The sequence below is a fragment of the Janthinobacterium sp. PSPC3-1 genome (assembly GCF_049896105.1).
Lineage (GTDB): Bacteria > Pseudomonadota > Gammaproteobacteria > Burkholderiales > Burkholderiaceae_D > Janthinobacterium.
The window spans coordinates 15,314-30,219 of the sequence record NZ_JAFCTQ010000031.1; the positions used below are offsets into that span (position 1 = coordinate 15,314).

The following is a 14,906-nucleotide window of genomic DNA, read 5'->3' on the forward strand; positions in this document are numbered from 1 at the left end:
GAAGGAAAAACACCATGGAATTTGAAACCCTGAAACTGGTCATCGAAGGCAATGTCGCCACCGTGACCCTGAACCGCCCCGACGTGCGCAACGCCTTCAACGAGACGACGATCGCCGAACTGGCGCGCGCCTTCGAGGGCCTGGGCCGCAGCGACATGGTGCGCGCCATCGTGCTGGCCGCCAATGGACCCGCATTTTGCGCCGGCGCGGACCTGCACTGGATGAAGAAGATGGCCGGCTACACGCATGCCGAAAACCAGGCCGACGCGCTGCAGCTGGCGCAGATGCTGCGCACGATATACGAGTGCCCGAAACCGGTAGTGGCCAAGGTCCAGGGCGACTGTTATGCCGGCGGCATGGGCCTGGTGGCCGCATGCGATATCATCCTGTCTGCGGAAGACGTGCAATTCTGCCTGAGCGAAGTGCGGCTGGGCCTGATCCCGGCCACCATTTCACCGTATGTCATCAAGGCCATGGGCGAACAGGCGGCGCGACGCTACTTTATCTCCGCCGAGCGGTTCTCCGCCCACGAAGCGCTGCGCATCGGCTTTGCCCACGAGGTAGTCGCTGCCGATGCGCTCGATGCGAAAACCGCCGAAGTGCTGAAGGCGCTGACCGGCAACAGCCCGCACGCGGTGGCGCAAGCGAAAACGCTGGTGCGCGAGATCGCCGGCCAGCCGGTCGACGATGCGCTGCTGCTGGACACCGCCGAACGCATCGCGCAGATCCGCGCCTCGGAACAGGGGCGCGAAGGCGTGCAATCATTCCTGGACAAGCGCAAGCCGGGTTGGCTCATGGGCTAGCGCATGGACTAAGAAAATCATTGGAGCAGTTTTGAAATCAGAAAAACAATCGGCATGGGTTGAGCGCAGCCTGCGCAGCGTGTGGCATCCGTGCACGCAGATGCAGCACCATGAAAGTGTGCCACTCATTCCCGTCAGCCATGGCCGCGGCGCCTGGCTGTACGACCACGACGGCCGGCGCTACCTGGACGCCATCAGCTCCTGGTGGGTGAACCTGTTCGGCCATGCCAACCCGCGCATCAACGCGGAACTGAAGGATCAATTGGACCGGCTGGAACACGCCATGCTGGCCGGTTTTACCCACGAGCCGGTGATCGAGCTGTCGGAAAAACTGTCGGCATTGACCCACGGCGTGCTCGGTCACAGCTTCTATGCGTCCGATGGCGCCTCGGCCGTGGAAATCGCGCTGAAAATGAGTTTTCATGCCTGGCGCAACAGCGGCAAGAGTGACAAGCAGGAATTCGTCTGTTTAAAAGGCAGCTACCACGGCGAGACCATCGGCGCGCTGGCCGTCACCGATGTGGCCCTGTTCAAGGATGCCTACGGCCCGCTGCTGCGCGCCACGCAGACGGTCATGTCGCCGGACTTCCGCCAGGCAGGCGAGGGCGAAACCGCCGCAGATGTGGCGCGCCGCGCGGCGGCCGAAGTGGAAAGCCTGTTCCAGCAAAAGGCCGACAAGATCGCCGCCATCATCATCGAACCGCTGGTGCAGTGCGCGACCGGCATGGCGATGCACGATCCGCTGTACCTGTCGCTGGTGCGTGAGTTGTGCGACCGCCATCAGGTACACCTGATCCTCGACGAAATCGCCGTCGGCTGCGGCCGTACCGGTACCTTCTTCGCCTGCGAACAGGCGGCCATCTGGCCCGATTTCGTGTGCCTGTCGAAAGGCATCAGCGGCGGTTATCTGCCCCTGTCGCTGGTAATGACGCGCGAAGAGATCTACCAGGCCTTCTACAGCACCGACGTGCGCCGCGGCTTTCTGCATTCGCATTCGTACACTGGCAATCCGCTGGCCTGCCGCGCCGCGCTGGCGACCCTGGCCATCTTCGAGGAAGACGATGTGCTGGCCACCAACCGCATGCGCGCCGACAAGATCACGCAGGCACTCATGCCGCTGGCCCAGCATGGCAAGGTAAAACACTTCCGGCAGCAGGGCATGATCTGGGCCTTCGATGCGGTGGACGCCACGCCTGATTTTTCACGCCGCTTTTTCAGCACCGCGCTCGAACATGAACTCCTGATGCGACCGATCGGCTCCACCGTCTACCTGATGCCGCCGTATATCCTCGACGACGAACAGATCGCCGGCCTGGGCACGCAGATGCTGGCCGTGTTCAATCACGTGATGGGAGCGTGACATGGAACTGATCACGCGACTGCAGCAGCAGTTAAGCACACTGGAAGAACGCAGCCTGATACGCCGGCGCCGCACGGTCGAGACCCCCTGCGCGCCGCGCATCACGGTCGATGGCCGCGAGATGCTGGCCTTTTGCAGCAATGATTACCTGGGCCTGGCCTCGCATCCAAAGATCGTGGATGCGCTCAAGGAAGGCGCCGACCTGTATGGCGCCGGCAGCGGCGCCTCGCACCTGATCAGCGGCCACAGCCGCGCCCATGCGTTGCTGGAAGAACGGCTGGCCGAGTTTGTCGGCGCCAACCTGGAGTCGGCGCGCGCGCTGTATTTCTGCACCGGCTATATGGCCAACCTGGCCGTGTTGACCGGCCTGGCGGTGGGCGACAAGGATACCGAGATTTTTTCCGAAGCGCTCAATCACGCTTCGCTGATCGACGGGACGCGCCTGGCGCGCGTGGCCACACGCGTCTATCCGCATGCCGATCTCGATGCGCTGAAGGCTTTGCTGGCCGCCAGCCAGGCGGCCACAAAAATCGTCGTCACCGACAGCGTCTTCAGCATGGACGGCGACATGGCGCCCTTGCCCGCGCTGCTGGCCCTGTGCGAGCAATACGGCGCCTGGCTGGTGGTCGACGATGCGCACGGCTTTGGCGCGCTCGGTGAACACGGCCGCGGCGCGCTCGAACATTTTGACCTGCATTCGCCCAACCTGGTGTATGTGGGCACGCTGGGCAAGTCGGCCGGCGTCGGCGGCGCTTTCGTGGCCGCGCATGAAGCCGTGATCGAAACGCTGATCCAGAAGGCGCGCCCGTATATCTTTACCACCGCCGCGCCGCCCGCGATGGCCCATGCGCTGCTGGCCAGTCTGGACATCATCGCCGGCGAAGAAGGCCGGCAGCGCCGCGCGCACCTGGCCGCGCTGGTGGCACAATGGAACGCCGGCCTGCAATTGCGCCACTGGCAGCCGCTGGCGTCCAGCACCGCGATCCAGCCCGTGATCATCGGCGAAAACGCCGCGATGATGGACATCGCCGCCAGCCTGTATGCGCAGGGCCTGTGGGTCGGCGCGATCCGTCCGCCGACCGTACCACTCGGCACGGCGCGCCTGCGCGTCACGCTGTCGGCCGGCCACACGGAGCAGGAAGTGGCACTCTTGATCAATGCAGTGAATAACCTGGAAAGGACGCGCCATGAGTCTTGATGATCCCATCGTCATCGGTACGGCCGAAGTCAATGAACTGGAACCGGTGCTGGAAACAGCCCTGGAACCGGCGCCCGTGGCAGCCAGCCTGCCGTCGCGCTTTGCCTGTTTTGTCACCGGCACCGACACGGAAATCGGCAAGACGCTGACCTCCTCGGCGCTGCTGCACGCGCTGGTGCAACGGGGCGTGCGCGCCTGCGGCATGAAGCCGGTGGCGGCCGGCGCGGAGCTGCGCGATGGCGAGCTGCATAATGAAGACGCCGACAGTTTGAAAGCGGCCGGCAACGTCACCCTGCTGCGCAATCTGACCACGCCCTACATGTTCAAGGAACCGGCCGCGCCGCATATCGCCGCCGCGCTCGAAGGCGTCACCATTGAATCGGTGCCGATCCTGGCCGCCTACCTGGAAGTGGCGGCCGCCTCGGATGCGGTGGTGGTCGAGGGCGTGGGCGGCTTTCGCGTGCCCTTGTCTGCCACTTTTGACACGGCCGACCTGGCGCAGCAGCTGGACCTGCCGGTGATCCTGGTGGTCGGCATGCGCCTCGGCTGCATCAACCAGGCCTTGCTGACGCTCGAAGCGATCGAAGCGCGCGGCTTGACCGTGATCGGCTGGGTCGCCAATACGCTCGAAGTGGAAATGCGCTTTATCGACGAAAATATCGATGCGCTGATCGAGCGCATCCCGGCGCCGCTGCTGGGCAAGGTGCCGCGCATGGCGCAGGCGAGCGCCGCGGAAGCGGCGTCGTATCTCGATTTTACCGGCCTGCCGAACTGGCCGGCGCAACACCCCAACAATTGAAGCAACTGAAAACCAAGGAATCACGATGTCATTCATCCAAGAAGCAGCAAAAACCGTCGAACTGCACCGCCCGACTGCGCGCATTACCGTGCCGGAAGCGGCCACCTGGCCCGTCGCCGACGTGCTGGCCCTGTTCGACCTGCCGTTCAACGACCTGATGTTCAAGGCCCAGCAAACCCACCGCGTCAACTTCCCGGACGGCGACGTGGAACTGGCGACCCTGTTGTCGATCAAGACCGGCGGCTGCGAGGAAGACTGCGGCTACTGCCCGCAGGCGGCCCGCTACGACACGGGCGTGGAAGCGAAAAAAATCCTCGATATCGACACCGTACTGGACGCCGCGCGCCAGGCCAAGGCCAATGGCGCCACGCGTTTTTGCATGGGCGCCGCCTGGCGCGGCCCGAAGGATCGCGACATGGAAAAGGTCGAGGAAATGGTCAGCAAGGTCAAGGCCCTGGGCCTGGAAACCTGCGCCACCCTGGGCATGCTGGAAGAAGGCCAGGCCGACCGCCTGAAAAACGCCGGCCTCGATTTCTACAACCATAACCTGGACACCGCGCCCGAGTTCTACGACAACGTGATCTCGACCCGCGAATACCAGGACCGCCTGGACACCCTGGGCCGCGTGCGCGAAGCGGGCCTGAAAGTATGCTGCGGCGGCATCGTCGGCATGGGCGAGACGCGCCTGCAGCGCGCCGGCCTGATCGCCCAGCTGGCCAACCTGAATCCGTATCCGGAATCGGTGCCCGTCAACCACCTGGTGCAGGTGGAAGGCACGCCGTTGTTTGGCCTGGAAGCGCTGGACCCGTTCGAATTCGTGCGCACCATCGCGGTGGCCCGCATCACCATGCCGAAAGCGCGCGTGCGCCTGTCGGCCGGCCGCCGCCAGATGGGCGAAGCCGTGCAAGCCATGTGCTTCCTGGCCGGCGCCAATTCGATCTTCTACGGCGACAAGCTGCTCACCACCGACAACCCGGAAGCGGAAGACGACCGCACGCTGCTCAATAAACTGGGCCTGCAGACGCGCGGTGCGATGCTCGAATCGGTGCAGAAAGAGAAGTGCGGCTGCTGATACAGCAATAGCAGCAGGTTTCACAAAAGAAGGCTGGGGTCAGACCCACCGGGTCTGACCCCGAATAAAAAAACTTCCAGCCACGAGCTGCAAAGAGAGAGACCATGTTCACCAAAATCCTGATCGCCAACCGTGGCGAAATCGCTTGCCGTGTGGCCGCTACCGCGCGCCGCATGGGCGTCAAGACGGTCGCCGTGTATTCCGAAGCGGACGCCAATGCCAAACACGTGGCCGTGTGCGACGAAGCCGTATTGATCGGCCCCGCGCCGGCCAAGGAAAGCTATCTGTGCGGCGACAAGATCATCGCCGTGGCGCTGGCCACCGGCGCGCAGGCGATCCATCCTGGCTACGGCTTTTTGTCCGAAAACGCCGACTTTGCCGATGCCTGCGCAGCGGCCGGCCTGGTATTTATCGGCCCGCCGGCGTCGGCCATGCGCGCCATGGGGTCGAAATCGGCGGCCAAGTCGCTGATGGAAAAGGCCAACGTGCCGCTGGTGCCCGGCTACCACGGCGAGGAACAGGATGCGGACTTTTTGCACGCGCAGGCCGACCAGATCGGCTACCCGGTGCTGCTGAAGGCTTCGGCCGGCGGCGGCGGCAAGGGCATGCGCGTGATCGACAGTTCGAATGACTTCAAGGCCGCGCTGGCCTCGTGCAAGCGCGAAGCGATCAGCTCTTTCGGCGACGACAAGGTGCTGGCCGAAAAATACCTGTCGCGCCCGCGCCATATCGAGATCCAGGTGTTTGCCGATACCTTGGGCAATTGCATCTATCTGTTCGAGCGCGACTGCTCGGTGCAGCGCCGCCATCAAAAGGTGCTGGAAGAAGCACCGGCGCCGGGCATGCCGCTGGAACGCCGCGCCGCCATGGGCGAAGCGGCCGTGGCGGCGGCAAAAGCCGTCGGTTATGTGGGCGCCGGCACGGTGGAATTCATCGCCAACCAGGACGGCTCGTTCTACTTCATGGAGATGAACACGCGCCTGCAGGTCGAGCATCCGGTGACCGAAATGATCACCGGCACCGACCTGGTGGAGTGGCAGTTGCGCGTCGCCTTTGGCGAGCCGCTGCCGAAAACGCAAGGCGAATTGACCATCCACGGCCACGCCATCGAGGCGCGCATTTATGCGGAAAATCCGGAGAAGGGTTTTCTGCCGTCGATCGGCACCTTGCGCCATATGCGCGCACCTGCGGCGGTGACGTTCGAGCTCGGTGGCACAAGCGTGCCGGCCGGCGTGCGTATCGATTCGGGCGTGCGCGAGGGCGATGCGATTTCGCCGTTCTACGACCCGATGATCGCCAAGCTGATCGTCTGGGGTGCGGACCGCCGCGAGGCGCTGGCACGCATGGCGCAGGCGCTGTCCGAATACCAGATCGTCGGCCTGGCCAGCAATATCGCCTTCCTGAAACGCCTGGTCGAAGGTGAGGCGTTCAGCACTGCAGATCTCGATACGGGCCTGATCGAGCGCAACCAGGAAGCGCTGTTCCCGGCCCTGCAGGCAGCGCCCGACACGGCGCTGGCACTGGCGGCGGTGGCGCTGCTGACGCAGGAAGCGGCCGCCAGCCATGGCAGCGGCCCGTGGGGCGATGCGCTGGGCTGGCGCTTGAACAGCACCCTGGGACGCAGCTTGTCGTTTGCCGATGAATTCGCGATCGCTGGCGAGAGCAAGGCCTATGCGGTGCGCATCGCCTACCAGCCGGATGGCTGGCTGTTCAACGGCCAGCGCTTGCGCCTGAGCGCGCGCGACGGCCAGGAACTGCATGTGAAACTCGGCGAGCGCGCCGTGCATGGCACCGTGCACCGCGACGGCGAGCAGTTCCACGTATTTACGGGTGGCGCGCATTACACGCTGCAGTACAACGACCCGATGGCGCATGCGGGCGAAGCGGAAGCCGAAGGCGGCCGCCTGACGGCGCCGATGCCCGGCAAGGTGGTGGCCGTGCTGGTGAACAAAGGCCAGGACGTGAAAAAAGGCGAACCGCTGGTGATCATGGAAGCGATGAAGATGGAGCACACCATCGCCGCGCCGCATGACGGCCTGGTGGAGGACGTGCTGTATGCGGTCGGCGACCAGGTGGCCGACGGCGCGCCACTGCTGGCCTTCAAGGCCGCGGCCTAGGAGCCATCATGCGCATACTGCTGCAACGCCTGGACGGCAAGGAAGCGGAGTGGATCAGCGAGTTTGCCGGACAGCTGCCCGAAGCCGAGGTGATCGCCTGGCGCGAGGGCGAGTCCATACCCGACTGTTATTACGCCGCCGTCTTCCGGCCACCGGCCGCCATGCTGGGCGACCTGGGCAAGGTCAGGGCGATTTTCAATCTGGGGGCCGGCGTCGATGCGCTGTTGAAATTCGGCGAGGCGCTGCCGGCCCACGTACCGCTGGTGCGCCTGGACGACGCCGGCATGGGCGTGCAGATGGCCGAGTATGTGAGCCACGCCGTGCTGCGCCACTTCCGCCGCTTCGACGACTACGAGGCGCAGGCGCGCGCCGGCATCTGGCAGCCGCTGCCCGCGTTCGACAAGGTGGATTTCCCGGTCGGCGTGCTGGGCCTGGGGGTGCTTGGCACGCGCGTGCTGGACGCGCTGGCGCAGTTCGAGTTTCCCCTGCGCGGCTGGAGCCGCAGCCAGAAACACATCGACGGCGTCGACTGCTTTGCCGGCGAGGAGGGGCTGGAAGCCTTCCTGCGCGGCACGCGCGTGCTGATTTGCCTGCTGCCGCTGACACAAGACACGCACAATCTGCTCGACCGCGCGCGGCTGTCCATGCTGCTGCCGGGCGCCTATGTCATCAACGTGGCGCGCGGCGCGCACCTGGCCGAACCGGACCTCTTGAGCCTGATCCGTTCGGGCCATATCGCCGGCGCCACCTTGGACGTGTTCCGCAACGAGCCGCTGCCGCAGCAGCACCCGTTCTGGCAGGAGCCGCGCATCACCATCACGCCGCATGTCTCCGCCAATACCCTGCGCCGCGAAAGCGTGGCGCAGATCGCCGCCAAGATACGCCGCCTGCAAGCTGGCGAACCTGTGGCCGGCACCGTCAACCGTTTGCAAGGATACTGAAATGAACGCTGCCAGCAGTCTGCCAAAACAAGTCAAGATCGTCGAAGTGGGCCCGCGCGACGGCCTGCAAAATGAAAAGGAGACCATCAGCGCCGCCGTCAAGATCGAGCTGGTCGACCGGCTGACGCAGGCGGGTTTCGCCAATATCGAGGCGGCCTCGTTCGTGTCGCCCAAATGGGTGCCGCAGATGGCCACCAGCACGGAAGTCATGGCCGGCATCGCGCGCCGCGCGGGCACGATCTATTCCGCGCTGACGCCGAACATGCAGGGTTTCGAAGCGGCGCTGCTGGCCAAAGCCGATGAGGTGGTGATCTTCGGTTCAGCCTCGGAGGCGTTCTCGCAAAAGAATATCAACTGCTCGATCGCCGAATCGATCGCCCGCTTCGAAGGCGTGGCGAAAGCGGCGAAGGAGAACGGCCTGCGCCTGCGCGGCAGCATCAGCTGCGCCTTCGGCTGCCCCTACCAGGGCGAAGTGCCACTGGACGCTGTCGCCGACGTGGTGGGGCGCATGCGCGACCTGGGCTGCGACGAGATCGATATCGCCGACACCATCGGCGTGGCCACGCCGAGAAAAACCCAGGCGGTGATGGCGCGCGCCATCGAGGCGTTTCACGTGGGCGGCCTGTCCGGCCATTTTCATGACACCTACGGCCAGGCGCTGGCGAATATCTACGCCAGCCTGGAGCTGGGCATCGCCATCTATCACTCGTCCGTCTCGGGCCTGGGCGGCTGCCCGTACGCCAAGGGCGCCACCGGCAATGTCGCCACCGAAGACGTGCTGTACATGATGAACGGCCTGGGCATCGCCACCGGCATCGACCTGGACCTGGTGGTGGACGCGGGCCAGTTCATTTCGCAGCAGCTGGGCCGCAAGGGATCGAGCCGGGCGGGCAATGCGCTGGCGGCAAAGCGCCTGACCTGAAAAAACGACTCCTGCAGTGTGAATGCAGGAGTCGTTTTTCGCTGGACATGTACAGACGAAAAAAAACCCGAGAGCCGTAACTCTCGGGTTTTTTTCTACAAATTTGGTCGGAGTACAAGGATTCGAACCTTGGACCCCCTGGTCCCAAACCAGGTGCGCTACCGGGCTGCGCCACACTCCGAAGACCAAGATAATACAGACCATATTCAATTCGGTCAAGGGTCCGGCAAAACTTCCCGTAAATAATTTACGCCCCTGCCGGCCTCATCTGTTTTGATGCCAAAAAAGTATGCGACACTGGGCGCCAGTTTTCTCTCACAGGATGCGAAAACATGACGGCATTACCTTTCAGCTATTCGTCTCATGATTACCCGGGCCCGGCGCGCCGGCACCACCTTGTGCTGGGCGCTGGCGTCTTGCTGCTGCACCTGGCTTTTCTGTATGGCTGGCGTTATGCCAAACCGCCACCCCTGCCCGACGCCGGGCCGAAGGTGGAATCGATCGCCGTCTGGATACGCCCACCGGCGGTCAAACCGCTGCCGCCGCCACCGCCCGTGGCCAGGGTGGAACCGCAGCGCGAAAAAAAACCGCTTCGTGTCGCGGCCTCACCCAGGACAGCGGCGCCGGCCACGCCGGCGACAGAACCCGTCGCGAACGCCATCACGGTGGCACCGTCACCCACGCCAGCCGACCCGCTGGCGGCGGACGCACCGAAGTTCGACATGGAAGCGGCCCTGAAAACCGCGCGCAAGGTGGCCAGCGAACGCGACCCGGCCAAGGCCGGCACGGCGGTCGGCCAGATCCCCGACAAGCCGCTGCGCACGGAAACCCAGCTGGCGCGCGATATCGCCAGTGGCAAGCGTGGCGATTGCCGCACGGCATATGCGGGTGCCGGGCTATTGGCCCCGTTGGTGATGCTGCTGGATAAAAAGGATAGCGGATGCAAGTGGTGATAATCTCAAGACATAAATAACTTGAATATACCTATATTGGGTATTATCATACCCAATATGGGTATATATGCAGATACGTTATTTTCCAAGACACAGCAACGCGTGCTGGCCTTGCTGTTTGGCCAGTCGCAACGCTCGTTTTACGCCAACGAGATTATCGCTTTCGCCGCCATGGGTTCAGGCGCGGTACAGCGCGAGCTGGCGAAGCTGGTGAAGTCGGCGCTGATCACTGTAAAAAAAGTGGGCAACCAGAAGCACTATCAGGCAAATCACCAGGCACCGATTTTTGATGAGCTGCGCAGCATTGTCATGAAAACTTTTGGCGTGGCCGACGTGCTGCGCGTGGCGCTGCAAGCACACTGGCCGCAGATCGAGCTGGCGTTCGTGTATGGCTCGATGGCCAAAGGAAACGAGCAGGCCCACAGCGACATCGATCTGATGGTGATCGGCGAGCAGATCTCGAATGCCGCCCTGCTCGACGCATTGCAACCGCTACAGCAGCAACTGGGCCGCATAGTCAACCCGACGCTCTACACGCCGGCGGAGTTTATCCAGCGCGTACGCGACGGCAAGTCGTTTATCGTGCGCGTGCTGGAACAGCCGAAGATCTTTGTCAAAGGCAGGGAAGATGAACTCATCCGCCTCACAGGCACTGGCGAATCTGGCGCGGATCTGACGGCGGCTCAGGCACTCGCCATCGAACCGCCAGCCTGATTGTCTTACTCCTGCCCCTTCAACTGCAGCGCCCGCTCATATAAAGCATTCTTCTTGCGCCCGGTAATTTGCGCCGTCAGGTTGGCCGCCTGCTTGACGCTGCATTCGGCCAGCAGGATACCCAGGATGCGTTCGGCTTCCACGTCTTCGGCGTCCTGGGCTTCGGTGGCGCCGTCGAGCAGGATCACGAATTCGCCTTTTTCGCGGTGGGCGTCGGCGCGGATCCAGGCTTCCGCCTCGGACAGCGGGCAGCGGTGGATTTCTTCGAACAGCTTGGTCAGTTCGCGCGCGAACACCACCTGGCGCGTCGGCTCGAACGCTTCGACCAAAGCGGTGGCGCAATCGAGGATGCGGTGCGGCGCTTCATAAAAGACCATGGTGGCGGTCACGCCGCGCAGGCTGTGCAGCATGTTTTCGCGCTGCTTGGCTTTCGCGGGCAGGAAGCCGACAAAATAAAACTGGTCGTTCAGCAAGCCGCTGGCGGAAATCGCCGTGATCGCCGCCGATGGGCCGGGCAGGGGCAGCACGCGCAGGCCGGCCGCGCGCACGGCGTCGACGATGCGCGCGCCAGGGTCGGACACGGCAGGGGTTCCCGCGTCGGAGACCAGCGCGATGCGCTCGCCGGCATGCAGGCGGGCGATCAGGGTCTGCGCCACTTCGCGTTCGTTATGTTGATGCGCAGCAATTAACGGCTTGTTCAGGCCAAAACGCGTCAGCAGGTGCGCCGTATTGCGGGTATCTTCACAGGCGACGGCGTCAGCCAGGCTCAGCAAGTGCAAGGCACGCAGGCTGATATCGGTGACATTGCCGATGGGCGTGGCCACTACATACAATGTTGCGATAGGATAGACCTGGTGCGCCGCCTCTGTCATGATGGGCAGGCTGGCGATGGAACTGATTTCTTGTACGGTCATTTTGGAGGTTGAATGCTTGCTAATAGTGTGAAGTTACTGCTTGTTTGTGCCGCGACCGGCATGCTGAGCGCTTGCAGCACGCCTTGCGACGCGCCCGGGCAATTGTGCGCGCCTATTGAATCAAACACAAGGGCGCTGCCGCCGCCACCGCCGCCACCTGTCCCCGCGCCGCTGCCCAAGCCGGCCGCACCGGAACCGGTGACCTTTGCCGTGGCCGTGCCCGACATTACCTCGTATGACGACAGCGGCAAGGCCAACGTGGCGCCCATGACCGGCAAGCCGGCCACGGGCACCGCGCAGGACATGCCGGCCGCCACGGCGCCGGCGCCTTCCGACGGCAAGGTCCACCATATCGGCCTGCTGCTGCCGCTGCGCTCGGCTTCGCTGGGTCCGGCCGCCAGCCTGTTGCGGGCCGGCTTCATGGCCGCCTACGAGCGCGACCGCAGCGGCTTCGAAGTGGCCGTGATCGATACGGGCGACGGCAGCGCCGATGTACTGGACAAGTTTGCGCAAGCCCAGCAGGAGCAGGATATCGTGGTCGGCCCCTTGTCTCGCTCGGCCGTCACGGCAGTGGCCAACAGCGACCTGGTGAAAAAGCCGACCATCGCCCTGAACCACCCCGACAACCGCGGCGAAGCGCGCCTGCCGGCCAGGCTGCTGGTGATGGGTCTGTCGATCGAAGCGGAAGCGCGGCAGGTGGCCGCCTGGGCCGCCAGCGAACAGCCGCGCGCCAACGCCTTGATTTTGTCGGCCAATTCGGCCTCGCAGCGCCGCACCAGTACCGCCTTCAAGCAGGAATGGCTGCGCCAGGGCGGCAGCGCCGACCAGGTCGACCTGACGGCCACCAACGGTTACCTCGGCGACGCCGAGCTGGTGCAGCTGCGCGCGCGCCTGTCAAGCAATCCACCGGCCCTGATCTTTGCGGCGCTGGACGCCGACCAGGCGCGCCAGCTGCGCGTGGCGATCGGCCCCGACCTGCCGCTATACGGCACCTCGTCGCTGAACCCGGGCCTCGGCCGCGGCGCCAGCGGCCCCGAGCTGGACGGCGCGCGCCTGCTCGACCTGCCATGGCAGGTGCAGCGCGATCATCCGCAAGTGATGGTGTATCCGCAGCCGCCGCAGCCCGCCGACGGCCGCCTGACGGCCGACATGGAGCGCCTGTATGCGCTGGGCATCGATGCCTTCCGCGTGGCGCGCGAAGTGGCGCTGCGCCCCGAGGCGTCGTTCACGCTCGATGGCGTGACGGGCCGCCTGGCCGTGCGTTATGACGGCGGACAGGTCCGCTTCGAGCGCACCGAGCAGGCCGCCACCTATCAGCAGGGCGTGGTCGGTACCTGGCCGCCGAAGCCGGTTCCCGAGCAAGCGCCCGTATTGCCGGCGGCGCAGTAAAGAAAGCAGCATGCCATGCCGCCGCCAGACAAGCGGGAACTGGGGCGGCTGGCGGAAGACGATGCGCTGGCGTATTTGCTGCTGCAAGGACTCAAGCTGGTAGAACGCAATTTTTTGTGCAAAGGCGGCGAGCTGGACTTGATCATGCGCGACGGCAAAAGCGTCGTCTTCATCGAAGTGCGCCAGCGCAGCGGCAGTGCTTTCGGCGGCGCCTTGGCCAGCATCACGCCGGCCAAGCAGCGGCGCATGACGCGTGCCGCGCAAACCTGGCTATTGAGTCAGAAGAGCTTGCCACCATGCCGTTTCGACGCCGTCGTCATCGATGGCGGACGCATGGAATGGCTGAAGAACATTCTCGATATGTAAGCATTTTTAACAGCGCTTGTTCGCCTTGCCGCGCGCCTGCACTATAATCGGCAGACTATGAATAATCAACGCATCCTCTCGCACTTCCACGAAAGTGCCGAACTCAAGATCCAGGCCGCTACGGTGCTGGCACCCGCGATTGCCCAGGCGATCGAGCTGATGTTTGCCGCGCTGTCGAACGGTAACAAGATCCTGGCCTGCGGCAATGGCGGTTCCGCCGCCGACTGCCAGCATTTTGCCGCCGAGCTGGTCGGCCGCTTCGAACGCGAACGCTTTCCGCTGCCGGCGCTGGCATTGACCACCGACACGTCGATCATGACGGCGGTGGCCAACGATTACAGCTACCGCGAAATTTTCTCGAAGCAGGTACAGGCCTTCGGCCAGGCCGGCGACATCCTGCTGGCCATTTCCACGTCGGGCAATTCCGGCAACGTGATGGCGGCGGTGGAAGCGGCGCTGGAACGCGAAATGCGCGTGGTGGCGCTGACGGGCAAGGACGGCGGCGCGATCGGCAAGCTGCTGACCGATGCCGACGTGCATATCTGCGTGCCGGCCGAACGCACGGCGCGCATCCAGGAAGTGCATCTGACAACCATACACTGCATTTGCGACGGCATCGACGTCGCACTATTCGGAGGAGACGTGAATGACTAAATTCGGTACTGGCCCAGGCTGGAAACGCGTACAACGCCCTCTGGCGACCGCCCTGTTGTGCGGCGCCATGCTTACCTCGCTGACCGGCTGCATCGAATTGATGGTCGGTGGCGCGGTGATGAGCGGCGTGGCCGCGGCGGACCGCCGTACTCTGGGCGCCCAGACCGAAGACAAGGCGATCGCCGTGAAAGGCGAATCGCGCGTGCCGGCCGTCACCGGCGACGCCGGCCATGTGAATGTCACCAGTTTCAACCGCCGCGTGCTGCTGACGGGCGAAGTACGCGACGAAGCGATGAAAAACGCCGTCGAACGCGAAGTGCGCAATATCGCCGGCGTGGAATCGGTGGCCAACGAGCTGATCATCGCCGGCCCGGCCAGCTATACCTCGCGCTCGAACGACGCGCTGATCACCACCAAGGTGAAAGCCAGCCTGGTCGACATGAAAACCATCTCGGCCGCCTCGTTCAAGGTCGTCACCGAAAACGGCACCGTCTTCCTGATGGGCCGCGTGACCCAGCGCGAAGGCACGGTGGCGGCCGACGTGGCGCGCGGCGTGAGCGGCGTGCAGAAAGTGGTCAAGCTGTTCGACTACATCTCGGAAGCGGAACTGAAGCAATTCCAGGCCGATCCGGCGCCGGCGCGCGTCAACAACCCGGTCGGACAGTAAAACCCCTAGGCCTTCCGGCCTACGGCGCGAACACAAC

15 protein-coding genes and 1 tRNA gene are annotated in these 14,906 nt (G+C 64.2%); 14 read left to right on the forward strand and 2 right to left on the reverse strand.

All coding sequences use genetic code 11. The features are described 5' to 3' along the window. Positions 1 to 14: 14 nt before the first annotated feature. From ACP7B7_RS24350 to ACP7B7_RS24385, 8 genes are all read left to right on the forward strand, one after another. Positions 15 to 803 carry an enoyl-CoA hydratase/isomerase family protein gene (locus tag ACP7B7_RS24350; protein WP_426078422.1) on the forward strand — a complete coding sequence of 263 codons (789 nt, stop codon included), beginning with the start codon at positions 15 to 17 and terminating at the stop codon, positions 801 to 803. A gap of 31 nt (positions 804 to 834) precedes the next feature. Beyond that, on the forward strand, positions 835 to 2,163 hold the full coding sequence (bioA, locus tag ACP7B7_RS24355; RefSeq protein ID WP_308923115.1) for an adenosylmethionine--8-amino-7-oxononanoate transaminase: 1,329 nt from the start codon (positions 835 to 837) through the stop codon (positions 2,161 to 2,163). A gap of 1 nt (position 2,164) precedes the next feature. Continuing rightward, the gene (gene bioF / locus ACP7B7_RS24360; protein WP_426078424.1) at positions 2,165 to 3,361 is read left to right on the forward strand and encodes an 8-amino-7-oxononanoate synthase; all 1,197 of its coding nucleotides are present in this window, start codon (positions 2,165 to 2,167) and stop codon (positions 3,359 to 3,361) included. Further along, entirely contained in the window at positions 3,351 to 4,160 is an 810-nt protein-coding gene (gene bioD, locus ACP7B7_RS24365) for a dethiobiotin synthase (RefSeq protein WP_426078426.1), read from the forward strand. The genes bioF and bioD overlap by 11 nt, the downstream gene beginning before the upstream one ends. A 25-nt stretch (positions 4,161 to 4,185) precedes the next feature. Continuing rightward, entirely contained in the window at positions 4,186 to 5,232 is a 1,047-nt protein-coding gene (gene bioB / locus ACP7B7_RS24370) for a biotin synthase BioB (protein ID WP_308923118.1), read from the forward strand. A gap of 104 nt (positions 5,233 to 5,336) precedes the next feature. Continuing rightward, positions 5,337 to 7,349 (forward strand): acetyl/propionyl/methylcrotonyl-CoA carboxylase subunit alpha, encoded by a 2,013-nt coding sequence (locus ACP7B7_RS24375; protein ID WP_308923119.1) that lies wholly within the window; start codon positions 5,337 to 5,339, stop codon positions 7,347 to 7,349. Positions 7,350 to 7,357: 8 nt separating this feature from the next. Next, positions 7,358 to 8,290 carry a 2-hydroxyacid dehydrogenase gene (locus tag ACP7B7_RS24380; protein WP_426078428.1) on the forward strand — a complete coding sequence of 311 codons (933 nt, stop codon included), beginning with the start codon at positions 7,358 to 7,360 and terminating at the stop codon, positions 8,288 to 8,290. A gap of 1 nt (position 8,291) precedes the next feature. Then, positions 8,292 to 9,212 carry a hydroxymethylglutaryl-CoA lyase gene (locus ACP7B7_RS24385; protein WP_426078430.1) on the forward strand — a complete coding sequence of 307 codons (921 nt, stop codon included), beginning with the start codon at positions 8,292 to 8,294 and terminating at the stop codon, positions 9,210 to 9,212. 104 nt (positions 9,213 to 9,316) lie between these two features. Here the strand turns inward: ACP7B7_RS24385 and ACP7B7_RS24390 are convergent. After that, positions 9,317 to 9,393, reverse strand: a tRNA-Pro gene (locus tag ACP7B7_RS24390). A 151-nt stretch (positions 9,394 to 9,544) separates the two neighbouring features. Here ACP7B7_RS24390 and ACP7B7_RS24395 point away from each other — a divergent pair. Both ACP7B7_RS24395 and ACP7B7_RS24400 read left to right on the forward strand, forming a co-directional pair. Continuing rightward, a complete protein-coding gene (locus ACP7B7_RS24395) occupies positions 9,545 to 10,165 on the forward strand; it encodes a hypothetical protein (RefSeq protein ID WP_426078431.1) in 621 nt (206 codons plus the stop codon). Positions 10,166 to 10,267: 102 nt separating this feature from the next. Next, positions 10,268 to 10,879, forward strand: coding sequence for a nucleotidyltransferase domain-containing protein (locus ACP7B7_RS24400; RefSeq protein ID WP_426078433.1), 612 nt, complete (start codon positions 10,268 to 10,270; stop codon positions 10,877 to 10,879). A gap of 5 nt (positions 10,880 to 10,884) precedes the next feature. Here the strand turns inward: ACP7B7_RS24400 and rsmI are convergent, their stop codons facing one another. After that, positions 10,885 to 11,793, reverse strand: coding sequence for a 16S rRNA (cytidine(1402)-2'-O)-methyltransferase (gene rsmI / locus ACP7B7_RS24405; RefSeq protein WP_426078434.1), 909 nt, complete (start codon positions 11,791 to 11,793; stop codon positions 10,885 to 10,887). Between the two features lie 60 nt (positions 11,794 to 11,853). Here rsmI and ACP7B7_RS24410 point away from each other — a divergent pair, with 60 nt between their 5' ends. The 4 genes from ACP7B7_RS24410 to ACP7B7_RS24425 are packed head-to-tail and all read left to right on the forward strand — an operon-like array spanning position 11,854 to position 14,869. Continuing rightward, positions 11,854 to 13,182, forward strand: a complete 1,329-nt coding sequence (locus ACP7B7_RS24410) for a penicillin-binding protein activator (protein WP_426078436.1) — start codon at positions 11,854 to 11,856, stop codon at positions 13,180 to 13,182. A 15-nt stretch (positions 13,183 to 13,197) separates the two neighbouring features. Further along, complete coding sequence (locus tag ACP7B7_RS24415; protein ID WP_426078438.1) at positions 13,198 to 13,548, forward strand: YraN family protein; 351 nt, start codon at positions 13,198 to 13,200, stop codon at positions 13,546 to 13,548. A 57-nt stretch (positions 13,549 to 13,605) separates the two neighbouring features. Beyond that, positions 13,606 to 14,202 carry a phosphoheptose isomerase gene (locus ACP7B7_RS24420; protein WP_065306202.1) on the forward strand — a complete coding sequence of 199 codons (597 nt, stop codon included), beginning with the start codon at positions 13,606 to 13,608 and terminating at the stop codon, positions 14,200 to 14,202. Further along, complete coding sequence (locus tag ACP7B7_RS24425; protein WP_426078440.1) at positions 14,195 to 14,869, forward strand: BON domain-containing protein; 675 nt, start codon at positions 14,195 to 14,197, stop codon at positions 14,867 to 14,869. Before ACP7B7_RS24420 ends, ACP7B7_RS24425 begins: the two co-directional genes overlap by 8 nt. Positions 14,870 to 14,906 lie beyond the last annotated feature (37 nt).

What these genes read in the sequence shown, in the direction of transcription:
- ACP7B7_RS24350 (WP_426078422.1), top strand. Translation starts at nt 15, where the DNA reads ATGGAATTTGAAACCCTGAAACTGGTCATCGAAGGCAATGTCGCCACC.
- bioF (WP_426078424.1), top strand. Translation starts at nt 2,165, where the DNA reads ATGGAACTGATCACGCGACTGCAGCAGCAGTTAAGCACACTGGAAGAA.
- bioD (WP_426078426.1), top strand. Translation starts at nt 3,351, where the DNA reads ATGAGTCTTGATGATCCCATCGTCATCGGTACGGCCGAAGTCAATGAA.
- bioB (WP_308923118.1), top strand. Translation starts at nt 4,186, where the DNA reads ATGTCATTCATCCAAGAAGCAGCAAAAACCGTCGAACTGCACCGCCCG.
- ACP7B7_RS24375 (WP_308923119.1), top strand. Translation starts at nt 5,337, where the DNA reads ATGTTCACCAAAATCCTGATCGCCAACCGTGGCGAAATCGCTTGCCGT.
- ACP7B7_RS24380 (WP_426078428.1), top strand. Translation starts at nt 7,358, where the DNA reads ATGCGCATACTGCTGCAACGCCTGGACGGCAAGGAAGCGGAGTGGATC.
- ACP7B7_RS24385 (WP_426078430.1), top strand. Translation starts at nt 8,292, where the DNA reads ATGAACGCTGCCAGCAGTCTGCCAAAACAAGTCAAGATCGTCGAAGTG.
- ACP7B7_RS24395 (WP_426078431.1), top strand. Translation starts at nt 9,545, where the DNA reads ATGACGGCATTACCTTTCAGCTATTCGTCTCATGATTACCCGGGCCCG.
- rsmI (WP_426078434.1), bottom strand. Translation starts at nt 11,793, where the DNA reads ATGACCGTACAAGAAATCAGTTCCATCGCCAGCCTGCCCATCATGACA.
- ACP7B7_RS24410 (WP_426078436.1), top strand. Translation starts at nt 11,854, where the DNA reads ATGCTGAGCGCTTGCAGCACGCCTTGCGACGCGCCCGGGCAATTGTGC.
- ACP7B7_RS24415 (WP_426078438.1), top strand. Translation starts at nt 13,198, where the DNA reads ATGCCGCCGCCAGACAAGCGGGAACTGGGGCGGCTGGCGGAAGACGAT.
- ACP7B7_RS24420 (WP_065306202.1), top strand. Translation starts at nt 13,606, where the DNA reads ATGAATAATCAACGCATCCTCTCGCACTTCCACGAAAGTGCCGAACTC.
- ACP7B7_RS24425 (WP_426078440.1), top strand. Translation starts at nt 14,195, where the DNA reads ATGACTAAATTCGGTACTGGCCCAGGCTGGAAACGCGTACAACGCCCT.